The sequence below is a fragment of the Bacillus sp. FSL R5-0512 genome (assembly GCF_038593295.1).
Lineage (GTDB): Bacteria > Bacillota > Bacilli > Bacillales > Bacillaceae > Bacillus > Bacillus safensis.
This window is the reverse complement of sequence record NZ_CP151982.1, coordinates 3,088,051-3,108,237: the sequence shown is the minus strand read 5'-3', so window position 1 is coordinate 3,108,237 and position 20,187 is coordinate 3,088,051. Positions and strand designations below refer to the sequence as shown.

General features: G+C 43.1%; 21 protein-coding genes. 17 read left to right on the top strand and 4 right to left on the bottom strand.

Annotation, left to right across the window (positions count from 1 at the left end; genetic code table 11):
* Positions 1-36 precede the first annotated feature (36 nt).
* The gene (locus tag NSQ25_RS16065) at positions 37-3,891 is read left to right on the top strand and encodes a metallophosphoesterase (protein WP_070326064.1); all 3,855 of its coding nucleotides are present in this window, start codon (positions 37-39) and stop codon (positions 3,889-3,891) included.
* Positions 3,892-3,921: 30 nt separating this feature from the next.
* Here NSQ25_RS16065 and NSQ25_RS16060 read toward each other — a convergent pair whose 3' ends face one another.
* The 3 genes from NSQ25_RS16060 to nagA are packed head-to-tail and all read right to left on the bottom strand — an operon-like array spanning position 3,922 to position 6,581.
* Positions 3,922-4,647 (bottom strand): GntR family transcriptional regulator, encoded by a 726-nt coding sequence (locus tag NSQ25_RS16060; RefSeq protein ID WP_065214814.1) that lies wholly within the window; start codon positions 4,645-4,647, stop codon positions 3,922-3,924.
* A gap of 18 nt (positions 4,648-4,665) precedes the next feature.
* The gene (gene nagB / locus NSQ25_RS16055) at positions 4,666-5,391 is read right to left on the bottom strand and encodes a glucosamine-6-phosphate deaminase (protein ID WP_326135843.1); all 726 of its coding nucleotides are present in this window, start codon (positions 5,389-5,391) and stop codon (positions 4,666-4,668) included.
* Positions 5,388-6,581 carry an N-acetylglucosamine-6-phosphate deacetylase gene (nagA, locus tag NSQ25_RS16050; protein WP_326135842.1) on the bottom strand — a complete coding sequence of 398 codons (1,194 nt, stop codon included), beginning with the start codon at positions 6,579-6,581 and terminating at the stop codon, positions 5,388-5,390. Before nagA ends, nagB begins: the two co-directional genes overlap by 4 nt.
* 177 nt (positions 6,582-6,758) lie before the next feature.
* On the opposite strand from nagA, the gene hprK reads away from it, so the two are divergent.
* From hprK to NSQ25_RS16010, 8 genes are all read left to right on the top strand, one after another.
* The gene (gene hprK / locus NSQ25_RS16045) at positions 6,759-7,691 is read left to right on the top strand and encodes an HPr(Ser) kinase/phosphatase (RefSeq protein ID WP_024423572.1); all 933 of its coding nucleotides are present in this window, start codon (positions 6,759-6,761) and stop codon (positions 7,689-7,691) included.
* 11 nt (positions 7,692-7,702) lie between these two features.
* Entirely contained in the window at positions 7,703-8,527 is an 825-nt protein-coding gene (gene lgt / locus NSQ25_RS16040) for a prolipoprotein diacylglyceryl transferase (RefSeq protein ID WP_098677515.1), read from the top strand.
* A 19-nt stretch (positions 8,528-8,546) separates the two neighbouring features.
* Entirely contained in the window at positions 8,547-9,491 is a 945-nt protein-coding gene (locus NSQ25_RS16035; RefSeq protein WP_070326061.1) for a nucleoside recognition domain-containing protein, read from the top strand.
* Positions 9,488-10,138, top strand: a complete 651-nt coding sequence (ppaX, locus tag NSQ25_RS16030; protein WP_024423569.1) for a pyrophosphatase PpaX — start codon at positions 9,488-9,490, stop codon at positions 10,136-10,138. Before NSQ25_RS16035 ends, ppaX begins: the two co-directional genes overlap by 4 nt.
* 1 nt (position 10,139) lies before the next feature.
* On the top strand, positions 10,140-10,658 hold the full coding sequence (locus tag NSQ25_RS16025) for an acyltransferase (protein WP_024423568.1): 519 nt from the start codon (positions 10,140-10,142) through the stop codon (positions 10,656-10,658).
* 69 nt (positions 10,659-10,727) lie between these two features.
* Positions 10,728-11,156: an Rrf2 family transcriptional regulator gene (locus tag NSQ25_RS16020; RefSeq protein ID WP_024423567.1), complete on the top strand. Its 429-nt coding sequence runs from the start codon at positions 10,728-10,730 to the stop codon at positions 11,154-11,156.
* Between the two features lie 87 nt (positions 11,157-11,243).
* Positions 11,244-11,885, top strand: a complete 642-nt coding sequence (locus tag NSQ25_RS16015) for an NAD(P)-dependent oxidoreductase (RefSeq protein ID WP_061110127.1) — start codon at positions 11,244-11,246, stop codon at positions 11,883-11,885.
* A gap of 45 nt (positions 11,886-11,930) precedes the next feature.
* The gene (locus tag NSQ25_RS16010; RefSeq protein ID WP_326135841.1) at positions 11,931-12,563 is read left to right on the top strand and encodes a DsbA family protein; all 633 of its coding nucleotides are present in this window, start codon (positions 11,931-11,933) and stop codon (positions 12,561-12,563) included.
* Between the two features lie 41 nt (positions 12,564-12,604).
* Here the strand turns inward: NSQ25_RS16010 and NSQ25_RS16005 are convergent, their stop codons facing one another.
* Positions 12,605-13,393 carry a C39 family peptidase gene (locus NSQ25_RS16005; protein WP_065214812.1) on the bottom strand — a complete coding sequence of 263 codons (789 nt, stop codon included), beginning with the start codon at positions 13,391-13,393 and terminating at the stop codon, positions 12,605-12,607.
* Between the two features lie 233 nt (positions 13,394-13,626).
* Here NSQ25_RS16005 and NSQ25_RS16000 point away from each other — a divergent pair, with 233 nt between their 5' ends.
* Genes NSQ25_RS16000 through hisIE form a run of 8 tightly spaced genes read left to right on the top strand, consistent with a single transcriptional unit; the run spans position 13,627 to position 20,059 of the window.
* Positions 13,627-14,802, top strand: a complete 1,176-nt coding sequence (locus tag NSQ25_RS16000; RefSeq protein ID WP_034281040.1) for an ATP phosphoribosyltransferase regulatory subunit — start codon at positions 13,627-13,629, stop codon at positions 14,800-14,802.
* Entirely contained in the window at positions 14,795-15,439 is a 645-nt protein-coding gene (hisG, locus tag NSQ25_RS15995; RefSeq protein ID WP_326135840.1) for an ATP phosphoribosyltransferase, read from the top strand. Before NSQ25_RS16000 ends, hisG begins: the two co-directional genes overlap by 8 nt.
* Positions 15,436-16,722: a histidinol dehydrogenase gene (gene hisD, locus NSQ25_RS15990; protein ID WP_326135839.1), complete on the top strand. Its 1,287-nt coding sequence runs from the start codon at positions 15,436-15,438 to the stop codon at positions 16,720-16,722. Before hisG ends, hisD begins: the two co-directional genes overlap by 4 nt.
* Positions 16,722-17,306 (top strand): imidazoleglycerol-phosphate dehydratase HisB, encoded by a 585-nt coding sequence (gene hisB / locus NSQ25_RS15985; RefSeq protein ID WP_041115604.1) that lies wholly within the window; start codon positions 16,722-16,724, stop codon positions 17,304-17,306. The genes hisD and hisB overlap by 1 nt, the downstream gene beginning before the upstream one ends.
* Positions 17,306-17,944: an imidazole glycerol phosphate synthase subunit HisH gene (gene hisH / locus NSQ25_RS15980; RefSeq protein ID WP_326135838.1), complete on the top strand. Its 639-nt coding sequence runs from the start codon at positions 17,306-17,308 to the stop codon at positions 17,942-17,944. Before hisB ends, hisH begins: the two co-directional genes overlap by 1 nt.
* Positions 17,941-18,678, top strand: a complete 738-nt coding sequence (gene hisA, locus NSQ25_RS15975) for a 1-(5-phosphoribosyl)-5-[(5-phosphoribosylamino)methylideneamino]imidazole-4-carboxamide isomerase (RefSeq protein WP_061110122.1) — start codon at positions 17,941-17,943, stop codon at positions 18,676-18,678. Before hisH ends, hisA begins: the two co-directional genes overlap by 4 nt.
* A complete protein-coding gene (hisF, locus tag NSQ25_RS15970) occupies positions 18,675-19,433 on the top strand; it encodes an imidazole glycerol phosphate synthase subunit HisF (RefSeq protein WP_034281034.1) in 759 nt (252 codons plus the stop codon). Before hisA ends, hisF begins: the two co-directional genes overlap by 4 nt.
* Positions 19,430-20,059: a bifunctional phosphoribosyl-AMP cyclohydrolase/phosphoribosyl-ATP diphosphatase HisIE gene (gene hisIE, locus NSQ25_RS15965; RefSeq protein WP_041115607.1), complete on the top strand. Its 630-nt coding sequence runs from the start codon at positions 19,430-19,432 to the stop codon at positions 20,057-20,059. The genes hisF and hisIE overlap by 4 nt, the downstream gene beginning before the upstream one ends.
* Positions 20,060-20,187 lie beyond the last annotated feature (128 nt).

Genomic DNA, 20,187 nt, shown 5'->3' with positions numbered 1-20,187 from the left:
TCAGGAGACACAATATCCGAAGGGAGGCGGTGCAAGATGGTGAACGTGAGCAGACAAATCATGCTTTTATGTTTTTTTATCATTCTTTTTTGTTTCAGTCAGCCTGCTTCAGCAGGACCTTTTCTTCAAACAGAAGTGAATGTACCGGACAAGCCTTTTTCGCCTTTTATCTTTGACCAATTTCATGTGGACGTCCGCCCGGTTCTAGGAAAAAGCCATGATCTACAGTTTCGTGCGTCCATTAGTGACCAAGAACAGATTTTGTCTGCGAACTTGTATTATAAACAAAGTGATGAACTGGGGTATCGCTTGATTCCAATGGAACGGCTGCCAGGGATGAAGCCAGAATTTACAGCGAAAATTCCGCCAGATCAATTATGGAATCCAACCGTTCGTTACTATACAGAGTTCCTTACGCAAAAATCAGTCATCAAAACGGCTGAGAAATCGGTTCATTTAAATGGATTTGAAGAAGATCTTTCACATATTCCGGATTTATTCATCACAGAAATTGTCGTCAATTCAAAAAACCGAAAAGGCAAAGATGCTTTTGAGTTTATTGAAGTGTATAACACGACACATGCGCCTATCTCTCTTAAACATTATCAGCTCCGCTACCGCAATCCTGCACAGGGAAGTGAAATGGATGATGTATATTCCTTTCACACAAATCCAGTCACCATTTCACCTGGAAAACCTTATGTATTCTGGCTGAGAAAAAAAGGGCAGGAGCATTTAACGGCAGCGGACTTTAATGCCATGTACAAAAGCCAATTAAAAGAGGGCGAGCATCTATCCATTATCGAGAGCAAAGGGCTGTCCAACTCAAAATCTCGTCTTGTTTCGATCACAACAAATATAGGTGAAGAGATTTCTTCTGCCGCATTTCGTTTGAAGCCATCATGGTTTAGCGAGCATAAATCCTTGCTGTTTAAGTATCCAATGGATGGTACTACGCAGACGAAGCTGATTTCGAAAATTGAGGAAGAACCCACTCCAGGTAAAGTGCTAAAAGCACAAATTCCATCTGAAAAAAAGGAAATTTCTCAAGATATCCATAAACCTGTGATTGAAGATATGACGGTAAGGAAACCGGTGAAACCCACTGAAAGTGTAGAGATTAAAGCAGATGTCCAAGATGATCAGGCCGTAAAAACCGTCAAGCTGCGCTATCGAACGAATCGAAAAGATCCGTTTAAGGAAATCCTGCTGCAAAAAGACCATAATGACCGGCTATTTCATCATATTATTTATTCACCTGAGTTGATTGGGAAAGAACAATTGGAATATCAGCTTGAAGCGTCAGACGGCGAAAATGAAGCCAAGACGTTGAAAAAAACGATTGATGTGGAGCAGGTCAGTAAAGCCCACGGTCTGCGATTCAATGTAGAAGAGGGAGATACGGTATCAGGTTTATTTTCATTAAAGGCAACGTCTGATCAGAAAAAAAGCATCGAATTACGGATAGATGGAAAACGGAATCAGCAAGTATCCTCTGCCCTTGAAGCAGATCCATATATCGCATTTGATGTCAAAGGAACAAATTTATATTTTAAAAATGGTGTGTATATAGGTAGGCGTTTACTTTCTATTTTTGATGATTCGACAAAAGTGTACCGTACCTATACAATGCCAATACCCGAAGAAGAGATAAAAAAGGCAGGTCTCCAAACGATCTCTTTTCACGCTGGTACAAAGTCTTCTCCGGTGGACCGGCTGCCTGGAGAGAATCATGATGATTTTGAATTGAAAAACGTCAGGATGATTTTATCAAATGGAACACAAATTCCGCCAATCAATGCGAAGCCGCTAAAAGAATGGAGAATGGGAGACAGCGGGAACGCAAAAAAGGTGAGAACGTTTCAATTTGAGATTCCAAAAGAGGCGTATGTCTCAATCTATATAAAGTGGGACACAAAAAGGCTGAAAGAAGGGCCGCACCTGATTGAGGCCAAAACCTCAGACGAGTACGCTTCAGTACGTGTGAAAGTTGATAACACTGGGCCGAGAATTAAGACCAACGTACAAGCAAAGGATCAATATAAAGGCGCCTTTACATTAAAAGCAAAAGTAACGGATCGCTGGAGTGACATAGAGGAGTTGAAGGCATATGTAGATGGCAAACCAGTTTCTTTGCCATATCAGACGTCCTCTAGTGAATTAAAGCCTGGAAAGCACACGTTTACAATTAAAGCAAAAGACGCTGCCGGGAACATGTCGACGTTGAAAAAAGAGTTCAAGACGGTACATGAGCATCCTGAAACACCAGAGCGGGTGGCAGATAAGACGAAAATGAAATCATCAAAACAAACTGTGCTAACCAAGGATCCAACGAATGATAAGTTAGATTACTCTTTTTATCGTGCCTATCAATATACATCGCTGCATCCTTCAATGAAGATTTTTAAGTATGCAGCAGAGACAGAACCGCCTAAGAGTTATCTCCAAAAAGGAGAAATGATTTTTTCTGATCAAGAAAGGAACCGCATTGCATTTGTTGATGGGAAGTCAGTTGAAACGAAGGATTTACAGCGCTTTCCTTATCATCGTTTTCAAATTAAGGTTCATCATGATGTACGTGAAAAGGATGTCGTCGAAGCTGTATGGAAAGGGAGTTCCTTGTCAGGGAGAAAGGTGACAATGTACGCGTGGAATCACCAGCAGGAAAAGTGGGATAAAATCACTCATCACTTTGCCAAGGATCAAAAGGAATTTTACCTGAAAGGGCTGCTGTCAGTGAGACAGTACATGAAGAATCAAACGTTTGATTTGCTAGTACAGGATGAAATCAGCAAATCGCAAAAGCCATATAAGATGATATGGATGTCTGATACTCAATATTATGCAAAGAGCTATCCTCATATCTTTAAACAAATGGTCGAATGGATCAGAGATCAAAGGGAAAAATTAAACATTCAATATGTGTTCCATACAGGCGATATTGTGGATGATTCAAAGGATAAGCAATGGCACCGTGCTGATACGTTTATGCGTGTATTAGATGAGAATCACATTCCCTATGGTGTTTTAGCAGGAAATCATGATGTTAGACACAAGGATGGTTTATATGCGGAATACGGAAAATATTTCGGGGAAAAACGCTTTGCGGATAAGCCTTACTATGGTGAATCCTATCGAAACAATAAAGGTCATTATGATCTCATCTCTGCCGGCGGCAATGATTATATGATGGTGTACATGGGCTGGGGGATTAAGCAAGATGAAATTGATTGGTTAAACCGTGTCATTTCTGAGCATCCAGATCGTATCGTCATTTTAAATTTCCATGAGTATTTGTTAGTGAGCGGCAACCGAAGCCCGATTGGCGACCTCATCTTCCATCAAGTGGTGAAACGCCATCCTAATATTGTGGCCGTATTTAGCGGCCATTACCATGGAGCAAGCAGGAAAGTAGATGAGCTTGATGATGACCATGATGGAAAAGTAGACAGGAAAGTATATCAAATACTCGCCGATTATCAGTCAGGACCTGAAGGTGGTCAAGGGTTTATGAGGGTAATAACAGCCGATCAAGAAAAAAATCAGCTTCATTTTACGACATACTCACCTTACTTGAATCAAGAGCATTTTTATGATCCTAAAACGTATGGAGATCAAGATGAATTTTCAATCGATGTGGATTTGACACCGAAAATGAAATCTGTCAAAACCAATTATTTTGAACTCAATGTGTATACGAATGTTCTTCTAGGAGAGGCTCGAGGCATAAAAAGCGGCAAAAAAGCGAGCTTTGAGTGGAAGGGCTTAAAGCCAAATGAAGATTATTATTGGTACACTGTAGCAAAAGATCGTTTTCAAGGAAAAGCCATTTCTCCAATATGGAAAATTCATACAAAAGATGATGACGAAATAAAATTTCTTAGGAAATAAAAAAACAGTGCTCCGTGTCAGGGGCACTGTTTATCTTTCCATTGTATGAATGAGCTTGTAACGATCCCCTCTATAAACGGAAACAACATACTCAAATGGAATGTCTTTTTGAAAAAAAGTCGTTCTTGTTATGGACAGCACAGGGTCTCCTGCTAGAATAGACAGCAAGTGTGCTTCTTCCTTTGAGGCAACATTGGCTTCAAGCTCCTGTTTGGCATGAGCAATGACATGGCCAGTGTGAGTTTCAATATATTCATATAAAGAGCCAGTTAAATGTTCCTTTGTTAAATCTCCTGCAAATCTTTCAGGTATATAGCTCGTTTCAATCGCCATCGGTTCATCATTTGCAAGGCGTATCCGTTTTAGTTCAAATACAGCATCACTATTAGTCAGCTGTAAGACGGGCAGCAAGTGCTCTGGACATGCGGTTTTTTTAAAGTCAATCAGCTGGCTTGATGCTTTGAGCCCACGCTGGCGCATATCCTCTGAAAAGCTTGTTAAGCCTTGAAGCGGCTGTTCAAATTTTTTCCGGCTAACAAAGGTGCCTTTTCCTTTTTGACGATACAAATATCCTTCGTTCACAAGATTCGATAAGGCTTGTCTGACAGTCATTCGACTAATACCAAAGCGTTCGGCATATTCTCTTTCAGAAGGAATGAGTGTATCAGGTGCTAATGTTCCATCCTCAATCTGCTTTTTCAAGTTCTCCATAATCTGATGGTACATCGGAATAGGTGACTGCTTATCAATAAACATGTGAAAATCCTCTCGTTTTTAGCGTAGTGATCCAGCTTCTCGATCAATCATAACCGTTACATCTTCATGAAGTTTCAGTGCAGACGCTGGGAAGTCCGGATGAATCTCTGCCCGTTCTAAATATTGTATCACTTTCGCTTTTGATTTTCCCGAAGCAAGAAGGAGAATCTTTTTACTTGAAAGAATGCTCGCGATTCCCATTGTGATGGCATGTGTAGGTACCTCATCAATAGAAGAAAAGTATCTTGCGTTAGCCTGTCTCGTGTTTTCATCTAACTGCACGACATGAGTCTTTGAGTTGAAAGGGGTACCTGGTTCGTTAAAACCGATATGCCCATTTTGACCGATTCCAAGGAGCTGAAGATCGATGCCGCCTACATCCTCAATGAGCTGGTCATATCTTAAGCATTCCTTTTCTAAATGAGCTGCTTTGCCATTTGGAAGAAAATACTGATCCTGAGGGAGATCAATATGGTCAAATAAATGACGTTTCATGTAGGTCATATAACTATTTTCGTGTTCTGGATTGAGTCCTGCATATTCATCTAAATTGATTGTTTTTGTTTGCTTGAAAGACAGTTGATTCGCTTGATGAAGTTGAATTAACTCTTTGTAAGTTTCAATAGGTGTACCGCCCGTTGCTAGGCCGAGTACGGCATCGGGTTTAGCAGCTATTGTCCTTGCAATAATGGCAGCTGCTTCTTTTCCTAATTGATCTTTGTTTTCAAATTCGATGATGTTCATGAGTGGTTGGCCTCCTTTTTTTCAAAGGCGATTTGTCCACGGCAGATCGTCATGATCAGTTCACCAGATTCATCCCAAATCACCAAATCTGCTAATTTTCCAATTTCGATGGAACCGAGCTGTTGGTCAAGACCCAGTTGAGCGGCTGCATTGGTTGAGGTCATCTTCGCAATCTCTGTCCATTCACAATTTGTGAGCTGTTTCATCCGTTTGACGCCATCTTTCATTCGCAAAATTGATCCTGCAAGTGTCCCATCGTCCAGCAATGCTTTTTCGCCGCTGACTGTGACCGTCTGACCGCCAAATTCGTATGTTCCATTCCCAAGACCTTTTGCACGCATTGAGTCTGTGATCATGATCAAACGATCACTTCCTTTTGCCAAATACGCAAGCTTGATGGAAAGAGGGTGGGAGTGAATCCCATCTGTGATCAGCTCGGTATAAAGGTTCTCATTCGTAAGAGCAGCACCTACAGCATTCGGTTCACGATGCTGAAACGAACTCAGTGCATTATAAAGGTGTGTTACATGGCGTGCACCATGCTTAGCTGCTAAATTCATCATGTCATGATGGGCATTCGTATGTCCAATAGAAGGGATCATGTTCATTTCCTGTAACATGGAAAGGAAAGCAAAATCTGTGTCTTCCTCAGGCGCAAACGTGACAATTCGAATGAGCTGTTCAGAAGCATCCAGCCATTTTTTAAAAAGCGGAATATCGGGCTGTTTAATCCATTGAACAGGCTGTGCCCCTGCCTTATCTTTAGAAATAAATGGACCTTCTAGGTGGATTCCTATACATTGTGCCTGACTTCCTGCATGTTCTTCATTACTTTGTTTCCACTGAGCGACATTTTTAAGTGCCTGCTCAATCTCATGATGGTTTTGTGTGATGGTTGTCGCTAAAAAACTTGTCGTTCCTTCGGACGGAAGGTTGTCAGCGAGTGTATTCATTGCTTCTGCTGTCGCATCCATCATGTCTGCACCATATCCGCCATGGATGTGAATATCAATCATTCCAGGGAGTAAATAAAAGTTTTCCCGGGAAATATATACTTTTTCATAATTTCCTGTCGGTGGAGATGTTGAAATATAGTCAATCTTGCCATCGCGTAAACCGACAAAACCGTTTTCAATGATCTTTGTCTTTGTCACAATATGAATATTGGAGAGCAATAAAGAACCGCTCATGTTTGAGCCCCCTTATTCGTTATCTTTACTTTAAGTTTACTCTTTTTAAGTATAGTTGTCTATACCAGTTAGGGCGGTCAAACAGGAACAGGATAAAATACTGTTTTGGGTTCATCATTGAAAGTGATAAAATAGAGCTGTATTTCTGAATCGCCTGTGATAAAAGGAGGAAGAAGCGTGCCGAAAGTTCGTACGAAGGACATAATGGAACAATTTCATCTTGAACTGGTAAGTGGGGAAGAAGGGATTAATCGTCCCATTACAATCAGTGATCTTTCCAGACCAGGTATTGAAATGGCTGGTTATTTTACATATTACCCAAAAGAAAGAGTTCAACTTTTAGGGAAAACAGAGCTTTCTTTTTTTGAACAGCTCCCAGAACGCGAACGAAAGCAGAGAATGATGTCTCTTTGTACAGATATTACCCCTGCCATTATTTTGTCACGAGATCGTGATGTCCCGAAGGAATTAATCGAAGCATCAAATGAAAATGGCGTGCCCGTTTTACGATCTAGCCTAAAAACGACAAGACTTTCGAGTCGATTGACCAACTTTTTAGAAAGTAAGCTTGCACCAACGACTGCTATTCATGGTGTGCTCGTAGATGTATATGGTGTAGGTGTATTATTAATTGGGAAAAGCGGAGTAGGAAAAAGTGAAACAGCCTTAGAATTAGTGAAGAGGGGACATCGGCTGGTCGCAGACGATTGCGTGGAAATCCGTCAAGAGGATCAGGATACATTAGTCGGGAGCGCACCAGAGCTGATTGAACATCTTTTGGAAATCCGCGGGTTAGGTATTATTAATGTGATGACCTTATTTGGAGCAGGCGCTGTTAGAAGCTATAAGAGAATTACGATTGTAATGAACCTTGAGCTTTGGGAACAAGGCAAACAGTATGATCGTTTAGGACTTGAAGAAGAGAAAATGCGCATCATCGATACAGATGTGCCGAAGCTGACGATCCCTGTACGGCCAGGTCGAAACTTAGCTGTCATCATTGAGGTGGCTGCGATGAACTTCAGGCTGAAACGTATGGGACATAATGCAGCAGAACAATTTACAAGTAAACTTGCCGATGTCATTGAAGACAATGGCCAGGATGAATAGGAGTTGACTATATGAACGAAGCAATTCAGCCAATTGATCCGATCGCTTTTCAGCTTGGACCTATTTCGGTTCATTGGTATGGTGTGATTATTGGGATCGGGGCCTTGCTTGGACTCTGGCTCGCACTGAGAGAATGTGAAAAAAGAGGAATCAATAAAGATATGTTTATTGACTTAATCTTATTTGCCATTCCAATAGCAATTATTTGTGCACGAATTTATTATGTATCTTTCGAATGGGATTACTATCAGCAGCACCCAAACGAAATCATTAAAATTTGGAATGGTGGAATTGCGATTCACGGCGGGCTGATCGGTGCCGTGCTGACAGCCATCGTTTTTACAAAAGTGAGAAAGGTATCCTTTTGGAAAATAGCTGACGTCGCAGCACCTAGTATTTTACTAGCGCAGGCAATTGGGCGCTGGGGGAACTTTATTAACCAAGAAGCGCACGGTGAGGCGGTTTCAAGAACCTTTTTAGAAAATTTGCATCTGCCTGAGTTTATCATTAATCAAATGTATATTGATGGGACCTATTATCACCCGACGTTTTTATACGAATCATTATGGAATCTTGCCGGTGTTGTCATATTGATTTTACTACGCAGAACATCGCTGAGAAGAGGCGAAATCTTCTTGTCTTATTTAATTTGGTATTCAATCGGCCGTTTCTTCATAGAAGGGATGAGAACAGACAGTTTAATGCTGACAGAGCATCTTCGAATCGCACAGATGATTTCGATTGCGATATTCGTAGTGGCTGTTCTACTGATTTTCTTTAGAAGAATGAAAGGATACGCATCGATTCCGTATAAAGAGAACAACTCATCGAATTAAGCAGGGGGGATCATAAGAGATGGGAGAGACATGGAAAAACGGCTTGAAGGCAGGGCTATCGACAACTTGGACACTTGGCAAAGTCATCTTTCCAGTTACCATTCTCGTCAGTATCTTGCAGCATACACCTGTAATGGGTTGGATCATACAATTCATTCGGCCATTTATGGGGGTGTTTGGTCTTTCGGGAGAAGCGGCTATTCCGCTTGTATTAGGAAATATGCTGAACTTGTATGCGGGGATTGCAGCCATTTTGACATTAGAGCTTCCTGTGAAGGAAGTGTTTATTTTGGCAGTGATGCTGTCCTTTTGCCATAACCTGATCATCGAATCGACAGTGGCAGCAAAGGTTGGACTGAGAGTGTCTGTGATTTTGTTGGTCAGAATCAGTCTTGCTGTTATTTCGGCTATTGTCATTCATCTCGTTTGGCAGGGAGGCGAGGAGCCGGCGCAATATGGACTACTGACGGCAGCTCAGGCGGCTGATGTGCCTTCCAGCTGGTACATGATCGTCCTGCTTGCTTTACAAAAAGCTGTACTCGGTGTGCTCCAGCTCGCCTGTATCGTCATCCCTCTCATGATCATCATTCAATTCATGAGAGATTTAGGGTGGCTTCATACACTGTCTAAGTGGCTGTCACCTTTTACTAGAATGCTTGGAATGAAAGAAAATACATCTATGACGATGGTGGCTGGATTAACGATTGGTCTGGCGTACGGAGCCGGCGTGATGATGAAGGCAGTGGAAGAGGACGGTGTGAGTAAAAAGGACTTAACTCTTGCCTTTATTTTCCTCGTTGCCTGCCATGCGGTGGTCGAAGATACGCTGATTTTTATACCACTTGGTATTCCAGTATGGCCGCTTCTTGTCATCCGCCTGATTTCTGCAATTTTATTGACAGCTGCTATTAGCTATATTTGGCGGAAGCGGGAACTTGCAGCTGTTAGAAAGGAAGCCATATGAACGAATCGACGATCAACACAGTGCTATTTGATTTAGATGGCACATTAATCAATACAAATGAATTAATTATTGCTTCATTTCAGCATACGCTGGATCATTATTACCCTGGTCAGTACAGCCGTGAGGATATTCTTCATTTCATTGGTCCGTCCTTGTTTGATACATTCTCTGCGATGGACCCTGATTTGACGGATGATATGATTCAGATGTACCGCACGTTTAATCATAAGCAGCATGATCTGCTTGTGACTGAATATGAGACCGTTATAGACACATTGAAAGTCCTGCAGGATCGAGGATTTAAGCTCGGTATTGTCACAACGAAGATACGGGATACGGTTTTAATGGGATTGAAGCTGACCGGTTTAGAGCCGTTCTTTGAGGTCATTGTGACGCTCGATGATGTGCAAAATGAGAAGCCGCATCCGGAGCCTGTTCAGCTGGCATTATCAAAGCTTGGCAGTGATCCGCATGAAGCGGTGATGGTCGGTGATAATTATCACGATATTTTGTCTGGTCAAGCGGCCGGAACAAAAACGGCAGGTGTTGCTTGGTCTATTAAGGGAGAAGAGGCGCTTTTAAAGCATCGCCCTGATTTCATGCTGAAGAAAATGAGTGATCTCCTGGCGATTGTTGGAGCTGATTAAGTTGAGAAAAACAGATCGTTATCCTGTAAAAGGGGTCAATTCACTGCGGCAAGTCTATCGGACAGTTCCCTTTTTCAAAGTGGTGAAAAACTTCATTTTTATTCAAATGGCAAGGTACACGCCTTTTATGGGAATGAAAAATTGGATATACCGAACCTTTCTTCGTATGAAGGTCGGCGAGGATACGGCGTTCGCCTTAATGGTGATGGTTGATCTGATGTTTCCTGAGAAAATCACTGTCGGTCGAAATAGTGTGATCGGCTATAATACGACCATCTTGTCCCATGAGTATTTGATTAAAGAGTACAGACTTGGGGAAGTCTATATTGGTGATGAAGTTTTAATTGGAGCTAATTCAACTATTTTACCTGGTGTGACCATTGGGGATGGTGCGATCGTATCGGCTGGTACACTTGTTCATAAGGATGTGCCAGCAGGCTCATTTGTTGGAGGAAATCCAATGCGCATGATTTATACGAAAGAAGAAATGGAAGCACGTCAATCTACGTCTGCTGAGTAGCTCGGCAGACTTTTTTGTTGACAATGTGACATGGTGTAACTATAATGATTACAACAGAGGTGAGAAAACATGAAAATCAGCAGCAGATTTACTGTCGCTGTCCATATTCTGGCCTTGCTATCACTTGAAAAAGGATCATTACAGACATCGGAGGATATCGCAGGAAGTGTGAATACAAACCCAGTGGTCATCCGCCGCATTATGAGTAAATTAAAAAAAGCTGGCCTAATCTCAACGAGTCTTGGCAAAGGCGGTTCTCAGCTGAACCGCAGTGAAGACGACATCACACTGCTCGATGTGTATAAAGCGGTTGAAGTCGTGGATGAGGGAGAATTGTTTCAAATTCATGAAAGCCCAAATCCTGACTGTCCGATCGGTGCAAATATTCAAGCGGTGCTTGAATTAATTTTATGCCGCGCTCAAAGTGCGATGGAGCAAGTACTTGCTGAGATCAAATTAAGTGAACTAACGCATGTGCTAATCAAAAAAATTGGATGATCTATTCAATTTTTTTTACCTCTGTTGTAACCGTATTAGTTACACCTTTCTTTATCAACATAAAACCATATTGCAGGAGGAGTTAACATGAAAATTGGAATTATTGGCGCAACAGGTAAAGCAGGACAAGAAATTGTGAAAGAGGCTCAATCAAGAGGACATGAAGTAACGGCGATCGTCCGAGATGCACAAAAGGTGACAGATTCATCACTAGCTGTTCTTGAGAAGGATGTGTTTCACTTGCAAGCAGAAGACATCAAAGGCTTTGATGTGATTGTAAATGCATTTGGCGCACCTGCTGGAAAAGAGCACCTTCACGTAGAAGCTGGGAAAAAGCTGATCGATATTTTAAAAGAGGCACCTGAGACTCGTTTGATCGTTGTGGGCGGAGCAGGAAGTCTATTTGTAGATGAGGCGAAAACAACAAGACTAGTGGACACACCAGAGTTTCCTAAAGAATATGCTGCTACGGCTTCACAGCAAGGAGAAAACCTAAAAGATCTTCAACAGACAGAGGGATTAAAATGGACCTTCCTCAGTCCAGCTGCGTTCTTTAATCCAGCTGGCAAACGTACAGGTTCTTACGTGAAAGGGAAAGACCATCTGATTGTCAATTCTAAAGGTGACAGCTATGTGAGCTATGCTGACTACGCCATTGCGCTGGTTGATGAGGTGGAGCAGGCAGCCCATGTTGGAGAACGTTTTACCGTTGTATCTGAAGCTGAATAAGCAGTTTCATGACCGCCTAAAAATGATAAATGGGGAGTCTAACGTATGAATGAGCAAGAATTGTCTTTCATCTATGTATGGGATGCGTATTGTGGCTGGTGTTATGGATTTTCAAATAGTATCCGCACTTTGCATGAAAATCATCCGGAGATATCATTAACACTTGTGTCGGGTGGTTTATTTGTAGGGGAAAGAAGTCTTCCAATAAAGGATTATCCACACATTTCAGAAGCAAATCAGCGTATTAGTCAGCTGACTGGTGTCGAGTTTGGTGAACGTTATCAGGAGCTGTTAGCAAACGGAACGTTTCTTTTAGACTCTGAGGCTGCGGCCATTGGTTTTTCTTCATTAAGATCCATCGCACCTGAGCGCGCATTGCACTTGGCTTCATCGATGCAAAAGGCTTTTTATCAAGACGGAAAAAGCCTGAGTGATGAAGAAACGTATCGGGAGATCGCTTTGGCGCATCATCTTGATCCTGACGCAGTCATTGAACGCATGAAAACAAAAGAAGCGATGAATGATGCGTATGCCGACTTTGCGAAGGTTCATCAACTTCAGGTGAACGGCTATCCTACACTTTTATTAAAAAGAGGGGAAGAATACTTCAGCCTGGGCGGAGGTGCGATGACAGCTGAAAAGCTTGAAGACCGCCTGAAGGAATTATTAGAAAAATAAATCATTCAAAAACAACCTCTATGCGGATAGAGGTTGTTTTTTTACGCTTTAATGATAATCGCCTGACTGCCCATCTGTTCCCAAGAATCTTCAAACTGATCACGGTCGACTTTTTGATTCTTTTCTCCATAGGGGTTATTCAAGTAGACATGCTCCTTGTCATAGCCTGTGATGACCACGCTATGCATATTAAAGCTTACATTTATTTTGCCATTCGGTGTATTCCAAGTTTCGATGTTATCTGTTTTGTCAAAGGTGGATGTCGTAATCACCCAGACAGGATAGCCCTTTTCAAGTGATTGATAGATGGCCTTTTTAACAGGCTTTCCGGTTAAGTCGACAACTTGATCGCCTGCATATTTTTTCGCAAGCTGATAAATCGGTTCGTGGTAAACACCAAGACCCGGCCCATTCTCCATATCGCCTACAAACCCGTCATGAGGGTCTCCTTTTAAGCCATTTTCATAATTGAGCGGAACACGTTTTACTTCATTTGCCAACTTGTTTTTCGTTACATGCTCATAGCCGCTGTAATGAAGCAGCATCGCTAAGCTCGTGACTTCGCATCCGTTATAAAGCCTTGGCGCATCCATTTGATTGTAGAGGGTGACGTCCATGGCTTTTTTGCTTCCTTTTAATGAATGATGTGTGGTTTCTGCTTTTTTCGTTGAACGAGTTTCTTCAGCTGCAAGTGCCGTATCGTTTTCTTTTGCTGCTTTTTGCGGCGAAGCTGTTTTCTTGACTTGATCGATTTGCGAAACGTATATAAAGCCGAAATAAACAAGACATGCGCACAACAAAGTTAAGATGAATGTCTGGATGAACTTCACTGTTAATCTCCTGTGTTATTCAATATTTTTAAGTATTATAGCACGTTCTTTCTTCGAACATACAGAAAAGGCACAGGTGTCACTTGAATGTAATAATTCCAGAATATGTTGATGAAAATAGGGGGAAATAAAAATGATTGATTTAATTGCTTTATTTTGTTAGCATATTATCATATTAGCGAACTAAAGGATTCGGAATTTTTTGTTTTAATGTGTTGGAGGTGCGGAAGAACATGTTTATGTTTGAGAAACCATATGGTATGCGAGATTCATTACCTGGATTGTATGAGACGAAGAAAAAAGTGAGACATTCTTTAACAGAGGTCATGACTGGTTGGGGTTTCCGTTTGATGGAGACACCAACGCTTGAATTTTACGATACAGTCGGTGTTCAATCGGCGATTACAGATACACAGCTCTTTAAGCTGCTTGATCAAAACGGGCAAACCCTTGTACTGAGACCTGATATGACGGGGCCGATTGCAAGAGTGGCGGCTTCCAAGCTTCACCAGCAGGCGTATCCGCTTCGTGTTGGGTATGCAGCCAACGTGTTCCGAGCGCAGGAAAGAGAAGGCGGAAGGCCGTCAGAATTTGAGCAGGTCGGAATTGAATTGATTGGTGATGGTTCGATTAGTGCAGATGCTGAAGTCATCGCGCTTGCCGTATTTGCCTTAAAAAATGCCGGGCTAAGGTCCTTCAAAATCGCGATCGGGCATGTCGCTTTAGCAGAGACGTTATTTGTCGATGTACTCGGAAATACAGAGCGTGCAAATGTCCTTCGCCGCTTCTTATATGAAAAGAATTATGTGGGATACCGTCAGCATGTGAAACAATTACCGCTCTCCTCCATCGATAAAACGAGGCTGTTACAGCTTTTAGAGTTAAGAGGCGGCCAAGAGGTTATAGGGCGGGCAGAGGAAATCGTCGTTTCACAAGAAGGAAAAGAAGTGCTCGCACAGTTAAAGTCGCTTTGGGAGACACTTGAAGATTACGGCTGTACAGAATATATCCGTTTAGATTTAAGCATGGTGAGTCATATGAGCTATTATACGGGTATTTTGTTTGAAGTATTTGCAGATCATGTTGGGTCGGTCATCGGAAGCGGCGGGAGATATGATCAATTGCTTGCTCATTTTGATGCACCCGCGCCAGCTACAGGGTTCGGACTTCGACTAGACCGTCTTCTTGAAGCGCTCGATGCAAAAGAAATTGTTGAGCCGCAGGAGGCTGTGATTTTTAGCAAAGAACAAAGACTGGAAGCTTTTGCTTTTGCAGAAAAGGAGCGGTCAAAAGGGAAAAAGATCGTCCTGCAAGACTTAGCGGGGATTGAAAATATTGACGCGATGACCAAGGCATTTGAGCAGGTGACTTATTTTATCGGCGCTAGAAAGGAAGAGCAAAATGGGTAAAGTGTTGACGATGGCGATGCCAAAGGGCCGGATATTTGAAGAAGCAGCAGGGCTGTTAAGACAGGCGGGGTACCAGCTGCCAGAGGAATTCGAGGATTCAAGAAAATTAATCATTGATGTACCAGAAGAAAACCTCCGCTTTATTTTAGCCAAGCCAATGGATGTGACCACCTACGTAGAGCACGGCGTGGCGGATGTTGGCATTGCAGGGAAGGATGTCATGCTTGAAGAAGCTCGTGATGTGTACGAAGTGCTCGATTTAAACATCAGTAAATGTCATTTAGCTGTTGCTGGCTTGCCAGGAGCGAGCTGGGGGGGTGTCGCACCGCGTGTGGCGACAAAGTACCCAAATGTTGCATCGTCCTATTTTAGAGAGCAAGGGGAGCAGGTGGAGATCATTAAGCTGAATGGTTCCATTGAATTAGCACCGCTCATTGGGCTTGCCGATCGCATTGTGGACATTGTCTCCACAGGTCAAACACTAAAGGAAAATGGCCTTGTGGAAACGGAGCATATTTGTGATATCACGTCACGTTTTATTGTCAATCCTGTGAGCTATAGGATGAAGGATAAGGTGATCGATGAAATGGCGCAGCGTCTTGCAAGAATCATTGGAGAAGGGGAGGAAACATCATGAACATCACCTGCATACAAGAAGGTGAGACAGATACTCTCTCACTCAAACGGTCCTTAGATACAGGAACAGAAGAGCAGCGTCAGGCTGTTCAGCGCATTATACAAGAAGTGAGAACAAATGGTGATGAAGCTGTACGGTCTTTTACAAAGCAATTTGACGGGGTGTTGATTGAAGATCCACTTGTCACAGAGGAGGAAATGGCAAAAGCCTGCGACCGCTTGGATAAAGAGATGATTCAGATTATCCAAACGGCTATCAAGCATATTCGCACATACCACGAGCGCCAGCTGACGTCCTCTTGGTTTTATCACCAAAAGGATGGTTCAATGCTTGGTCAAAAAGTAACACCGCTTGATGCGGTAGGTGTGTATGTCCCCGGTGGAACAGCTGCCTATCCATCATCTGTATTAATGAATGTGATCCCTGCGCTAGTCGCAGGCGTTGAACGAATCGTTCTTGTGACACCCCCTGGGAAAGATGGCTGTCTCTCTGACGCTGTCTTGGCTGCGGCGAAGGAGCTTGGTATTTCTGAGATGTATAAAATGGGCGGTGCCCAGGCGGTTGCGGCACTTGCCTATGGAACGGAAAGCATCAAACCTGTTGATAAAATCACAGGTCCAGGCAACATTTATGTCGCGCTGGCAAAGCGGGAAGTATTTGGTCAGGTAGACATTGATATGATTGCAGGCCCAAGTGAAATTGCAGTTCTAGCAGACGAAACAGCAGTCGCGCATGAGGTAGCGGCGGATTTACTTTCGCAGGCAGAGCATGATGCGCTGGCATCTAGTATTTTGGTGACACCGTCTAAGACACTTGCTGAAAGCGTGCAGGCTGAAGTAAGAAAGCAGCTTGATAGTTTACCGAGAAAATCAATCGCAGCAAAATCTATACAAGATCATGGCCGTATTTACGTGACAGAATCAATCGATCGTGCAGTAGACGTCATCAATCAATTAGCACCAGAGCACTTAGAGGTGCTGACAGCATACCCAGAAGCACTTCTTGGTCAAATCAAGCATGCTGGCGCAATTTTCTTGGGACGCTATAGTCCAGAGCCGGTGGGCGATTATTTTGCAGGACCGAATCATGTGCTGCCAACAAACGGAACAGCTCGATTCTCCAGTCCGCTTGGTGTGACTGATTTTCAAAAGAAAACGAGCATTATTTCATATAGTCAAAAAGCCTTTGAAACACACCGGGAAAGCATTGCGGCTTTTGCCAGATTAGAAGGGCTTGAAGCACATGCAAGGTCGATTGAAGCGAGAAAGCGGGAGGAATCGTAATGAGACAGGCGAAAACATCGAGAAAAACAAATGAAACGAACATTTCATTAGCGCTAGAAATTGATGGAGAAGGAAAAGCGGATATTCAAACAGATGTCCCTTTTATGACGCACATGCTCGATTTATTTACGAAGCATGGACACTTTAATTTGACCGTCGATGCGAAAGGAGATACGGATGTTGATGATCACCACACAACAGAAGATATCGGCATTGTACTTGGGCAAATGTTTAAGGAAGCGTTAGGCGATAAAAAGGGAATTAAGCGGTATGGATCAAGCTTTGTTCCGATGGATGAAACACTTGCCCAGGTCGTGGTCGACTTAAGCAATCGTCCTCATTTGGAAATGAGAGCGGCCTTTCCAAGTCAAAAGGTTGGTACCTTTGATACAGAGCTAGTGCATGAGTTTCTGTGGAAATTTGCACTTGAAGCCCGGATCAACCTTCATGTCATTGTTCACTACGGAACCAATACACATCATATAATTGAAGCCATTTTTAAAGCGATGGCACGTGCCTTAGATGAAGCAACAACCATTGATCCACGTGTGAAAGGAATTCCTTCAACAAAGGGGATGCTCTAATGATCGGAGTCATTGATTACGGAATGGGAAATTTGTTCAGCGTATCAAAAGCACTGGAACGAGCAGGTGCCCGCTATATCGTCTCCTCTGATGTAGAGGAGCTGAAAAAAGCAGATGCTTATATTTTGCCTGGGGTCGGTTCGTTTCATGATGCAATGCAGCTGTTAAAAGAGACTGGACTTGAGGCGTTTATCCATCAAGTCGTAGAGGAAGGAAAGCTGTTATTCGGCATTTGCCTTGGCATGCAGCTGTTATTTGAAGAAAGCGAAGAGGCAGGACACACAAAAGGATTGGGTCTGTTAAAAGGGCGTGTCGTTCTTTTAAAGGATCGTGATCAGGACGGGCAAAGGCTGAAGGTACCTCATATGGGGTGGAATGAGCTCACGTTTCATCAGCCCTCCCCATTGTTTGACGGTGTGCCAGAAGGATTTGCGTACTTTGTTCATTCTTATTATGTGAGTGATATGAATCCAGATGAGCAATTAGCAAGCGCGGACTATGGTGTTCAAGTACCAGCTGTTGTTGGCAAGGGAAATGTGCTTGGAGCACAGTTTCACCCTGAAAAAAGCAGTACAACGGGAATGGCGCTGCTCAAACAATTTATTCAATTAGCAAACGAACAGAAGGTGAACAAATGAGTGAGTTTACATTATATCCAGCGATTGATATGAGAAATGGCAAATGTGTACGTCTTGTGCAAGGAGATTATGATCAAGAAACCATTTATGGAGATTCACCGCTCGACATGGCCGCGCAATTTGTAAAAGAAGGAGCTAAATGGATTCATCTTGTCGATCTAGATGGTGCAAAAGCAGGGAAACGTGTCAATCATGAGCATGTGCTGGCGATTGCTTCCTCCTTAGATGTGAAGGTACAAATCGGCGGCGGTATTCGGACGGAAGAAGACGTTGCCTTTTATTTAAAGAGCGGCGTAGATAGAGTGATTCTCGGCAGCTCAGCTGTTTCGAACCCAGTCTTTGTGAAAAAAATGCTGGCGCAATATGGAGAGAAAATCGCAATTGGGATTGATGCGCGAAATGGCTTTGTATCAACTGAAGGATGGCTTGAAACGTCTAAAGTGAAGGCAGAGGAACTCGGCAGGGAATTGGCAAAGGAAGGCGCAGAGGTCTTTATTTTTACCGATATTCAAATGGATGGCATGCTGTCTGGTCCCAATGTAGAAAGCACGGTTCGCTTAGCAGAAGCAACCGGCAAACAAGTGATTGCTTCAGGTGGTGTCAGCGCAGTAGCTGATCTTCAAAAGCTGTCAGCGCAAAAACAGTCTGGTGTGTCTGGTGCGATCGTTGGAAAAGCACTTTACACAAAGCAGTTTACTTTAGCAGAAGCATTTGAAGGGCTTGACCGCATATGATGACAAAACGAATCATCCCATGTCTTGATGTGAAGGAAGGGCGTGTTGTCAAAGGGGTGCAATTCCTAGGCTTAAAGGATGCTGGTGATCCGGTCGAATTAGCGCAGATCTATGATGAGGAAGGGGCGGATGAACTTGTCTTCCTTGATATTTCCGCTTCTCATGAAGGCCGGAAAACGATGGTGGATGTGGTCAAACAAGTCGCGTCCACTCTTGCGATACCATTTACGGTGGGAGGCGGGATTAACCACCTTGATGACATGAAGCGTATATTAAGAGCGGGTGCAGACAAAGTATCTGTCAACACAGCAGCTGTGTTAAGGCCGGAACTGATTTCAGAAGGTGCTGACTTTTTTGGCTCCCAGTGTATCGTTGTTGCAATTGATGCAAAATACGATGAAGAGAAAAAAGCATACATGGTCTATACACACGGAGGACGCCGTCAAACAGATTTAGAGGTCAGCGACTGGGCGAAGGAAGCTGTGCAGAGAGGGGCAGGAGAGATTTTGCTGACAAGTATGGATGCCGATGGTGAAAAGACAGGCTTTGACCATCGATTGACAAAGCTTGTATCAGAGGCAGTCAATGTGCCAGTTATTGCTTCTGGCGGCGCTGGCAATGCCCAGCATATGCTCGAGGCCTTTACAAAAGGAGAAGCTGATGCAGCATTAGCAGCATCTATTTTCCATTATAAAGAAACCTCCATTCATGAGGTGAAGACATATTTGAGAGAACACGGGGTGAAGGTCAGATGAAACAGGCAAATGAATTAACCTTTAATGAGGCAGGCCTGATTCCTGCGATTGTACAGGATGCTCAAAGTAAGGAAGTATTGACGCTTGCGTATATGAATCAAGAATCCTATGAAAAAACGCTGGAGACAGGTGAAACATGGTTTTATAGCCGGTCGAGAAACGAGCTTTGGCACAAAGGCGCCACCTCGGGACATACCCAGCAAGTGATTTCTATTCGATATGACTGTGACAAGGACGCTCTGCTTGTCCTTGTCGCGCCAAGCGGCCCAGCCTGCCATACTGGCAGCTATAGCTGTTTTTCGGAAGAAGGCGTGAAGCGCCAAAGCGAAGAGCAGGATCGTTTTGCGATATTAAATGAACTTGAACAGGTCATTGCAAAGCGTCAGGCGGAAATGCCAGAAGGGGCTTATACAACCTATCTATTTGAAAAAGGGGTTGATAAAATCCTGAAAAAGGTAGGGGAAGAAGCATCCGAGGTGATCATTGCAGCGAAAAACCGGGATCAAGAAGAATTGAAATGGGAAACTGCTGACCTCCTCTATCATCTTCTAGTATTATTACGCGAACAGCAATTGCCGCTTGATGATGTATTAAAGGTATTAAAAAAACGTCATCAAGGTGAATGAAAAGCCGGGGGATATCCCTGGCTTTTTTATTTTAAATGAAAAACAAATCCTTCCTTTCTTTTTGTTCTATGTGACGACTGGTGAAGTATGTTATACTACACACGGTACACTGTTCGAAATGGAGGGTA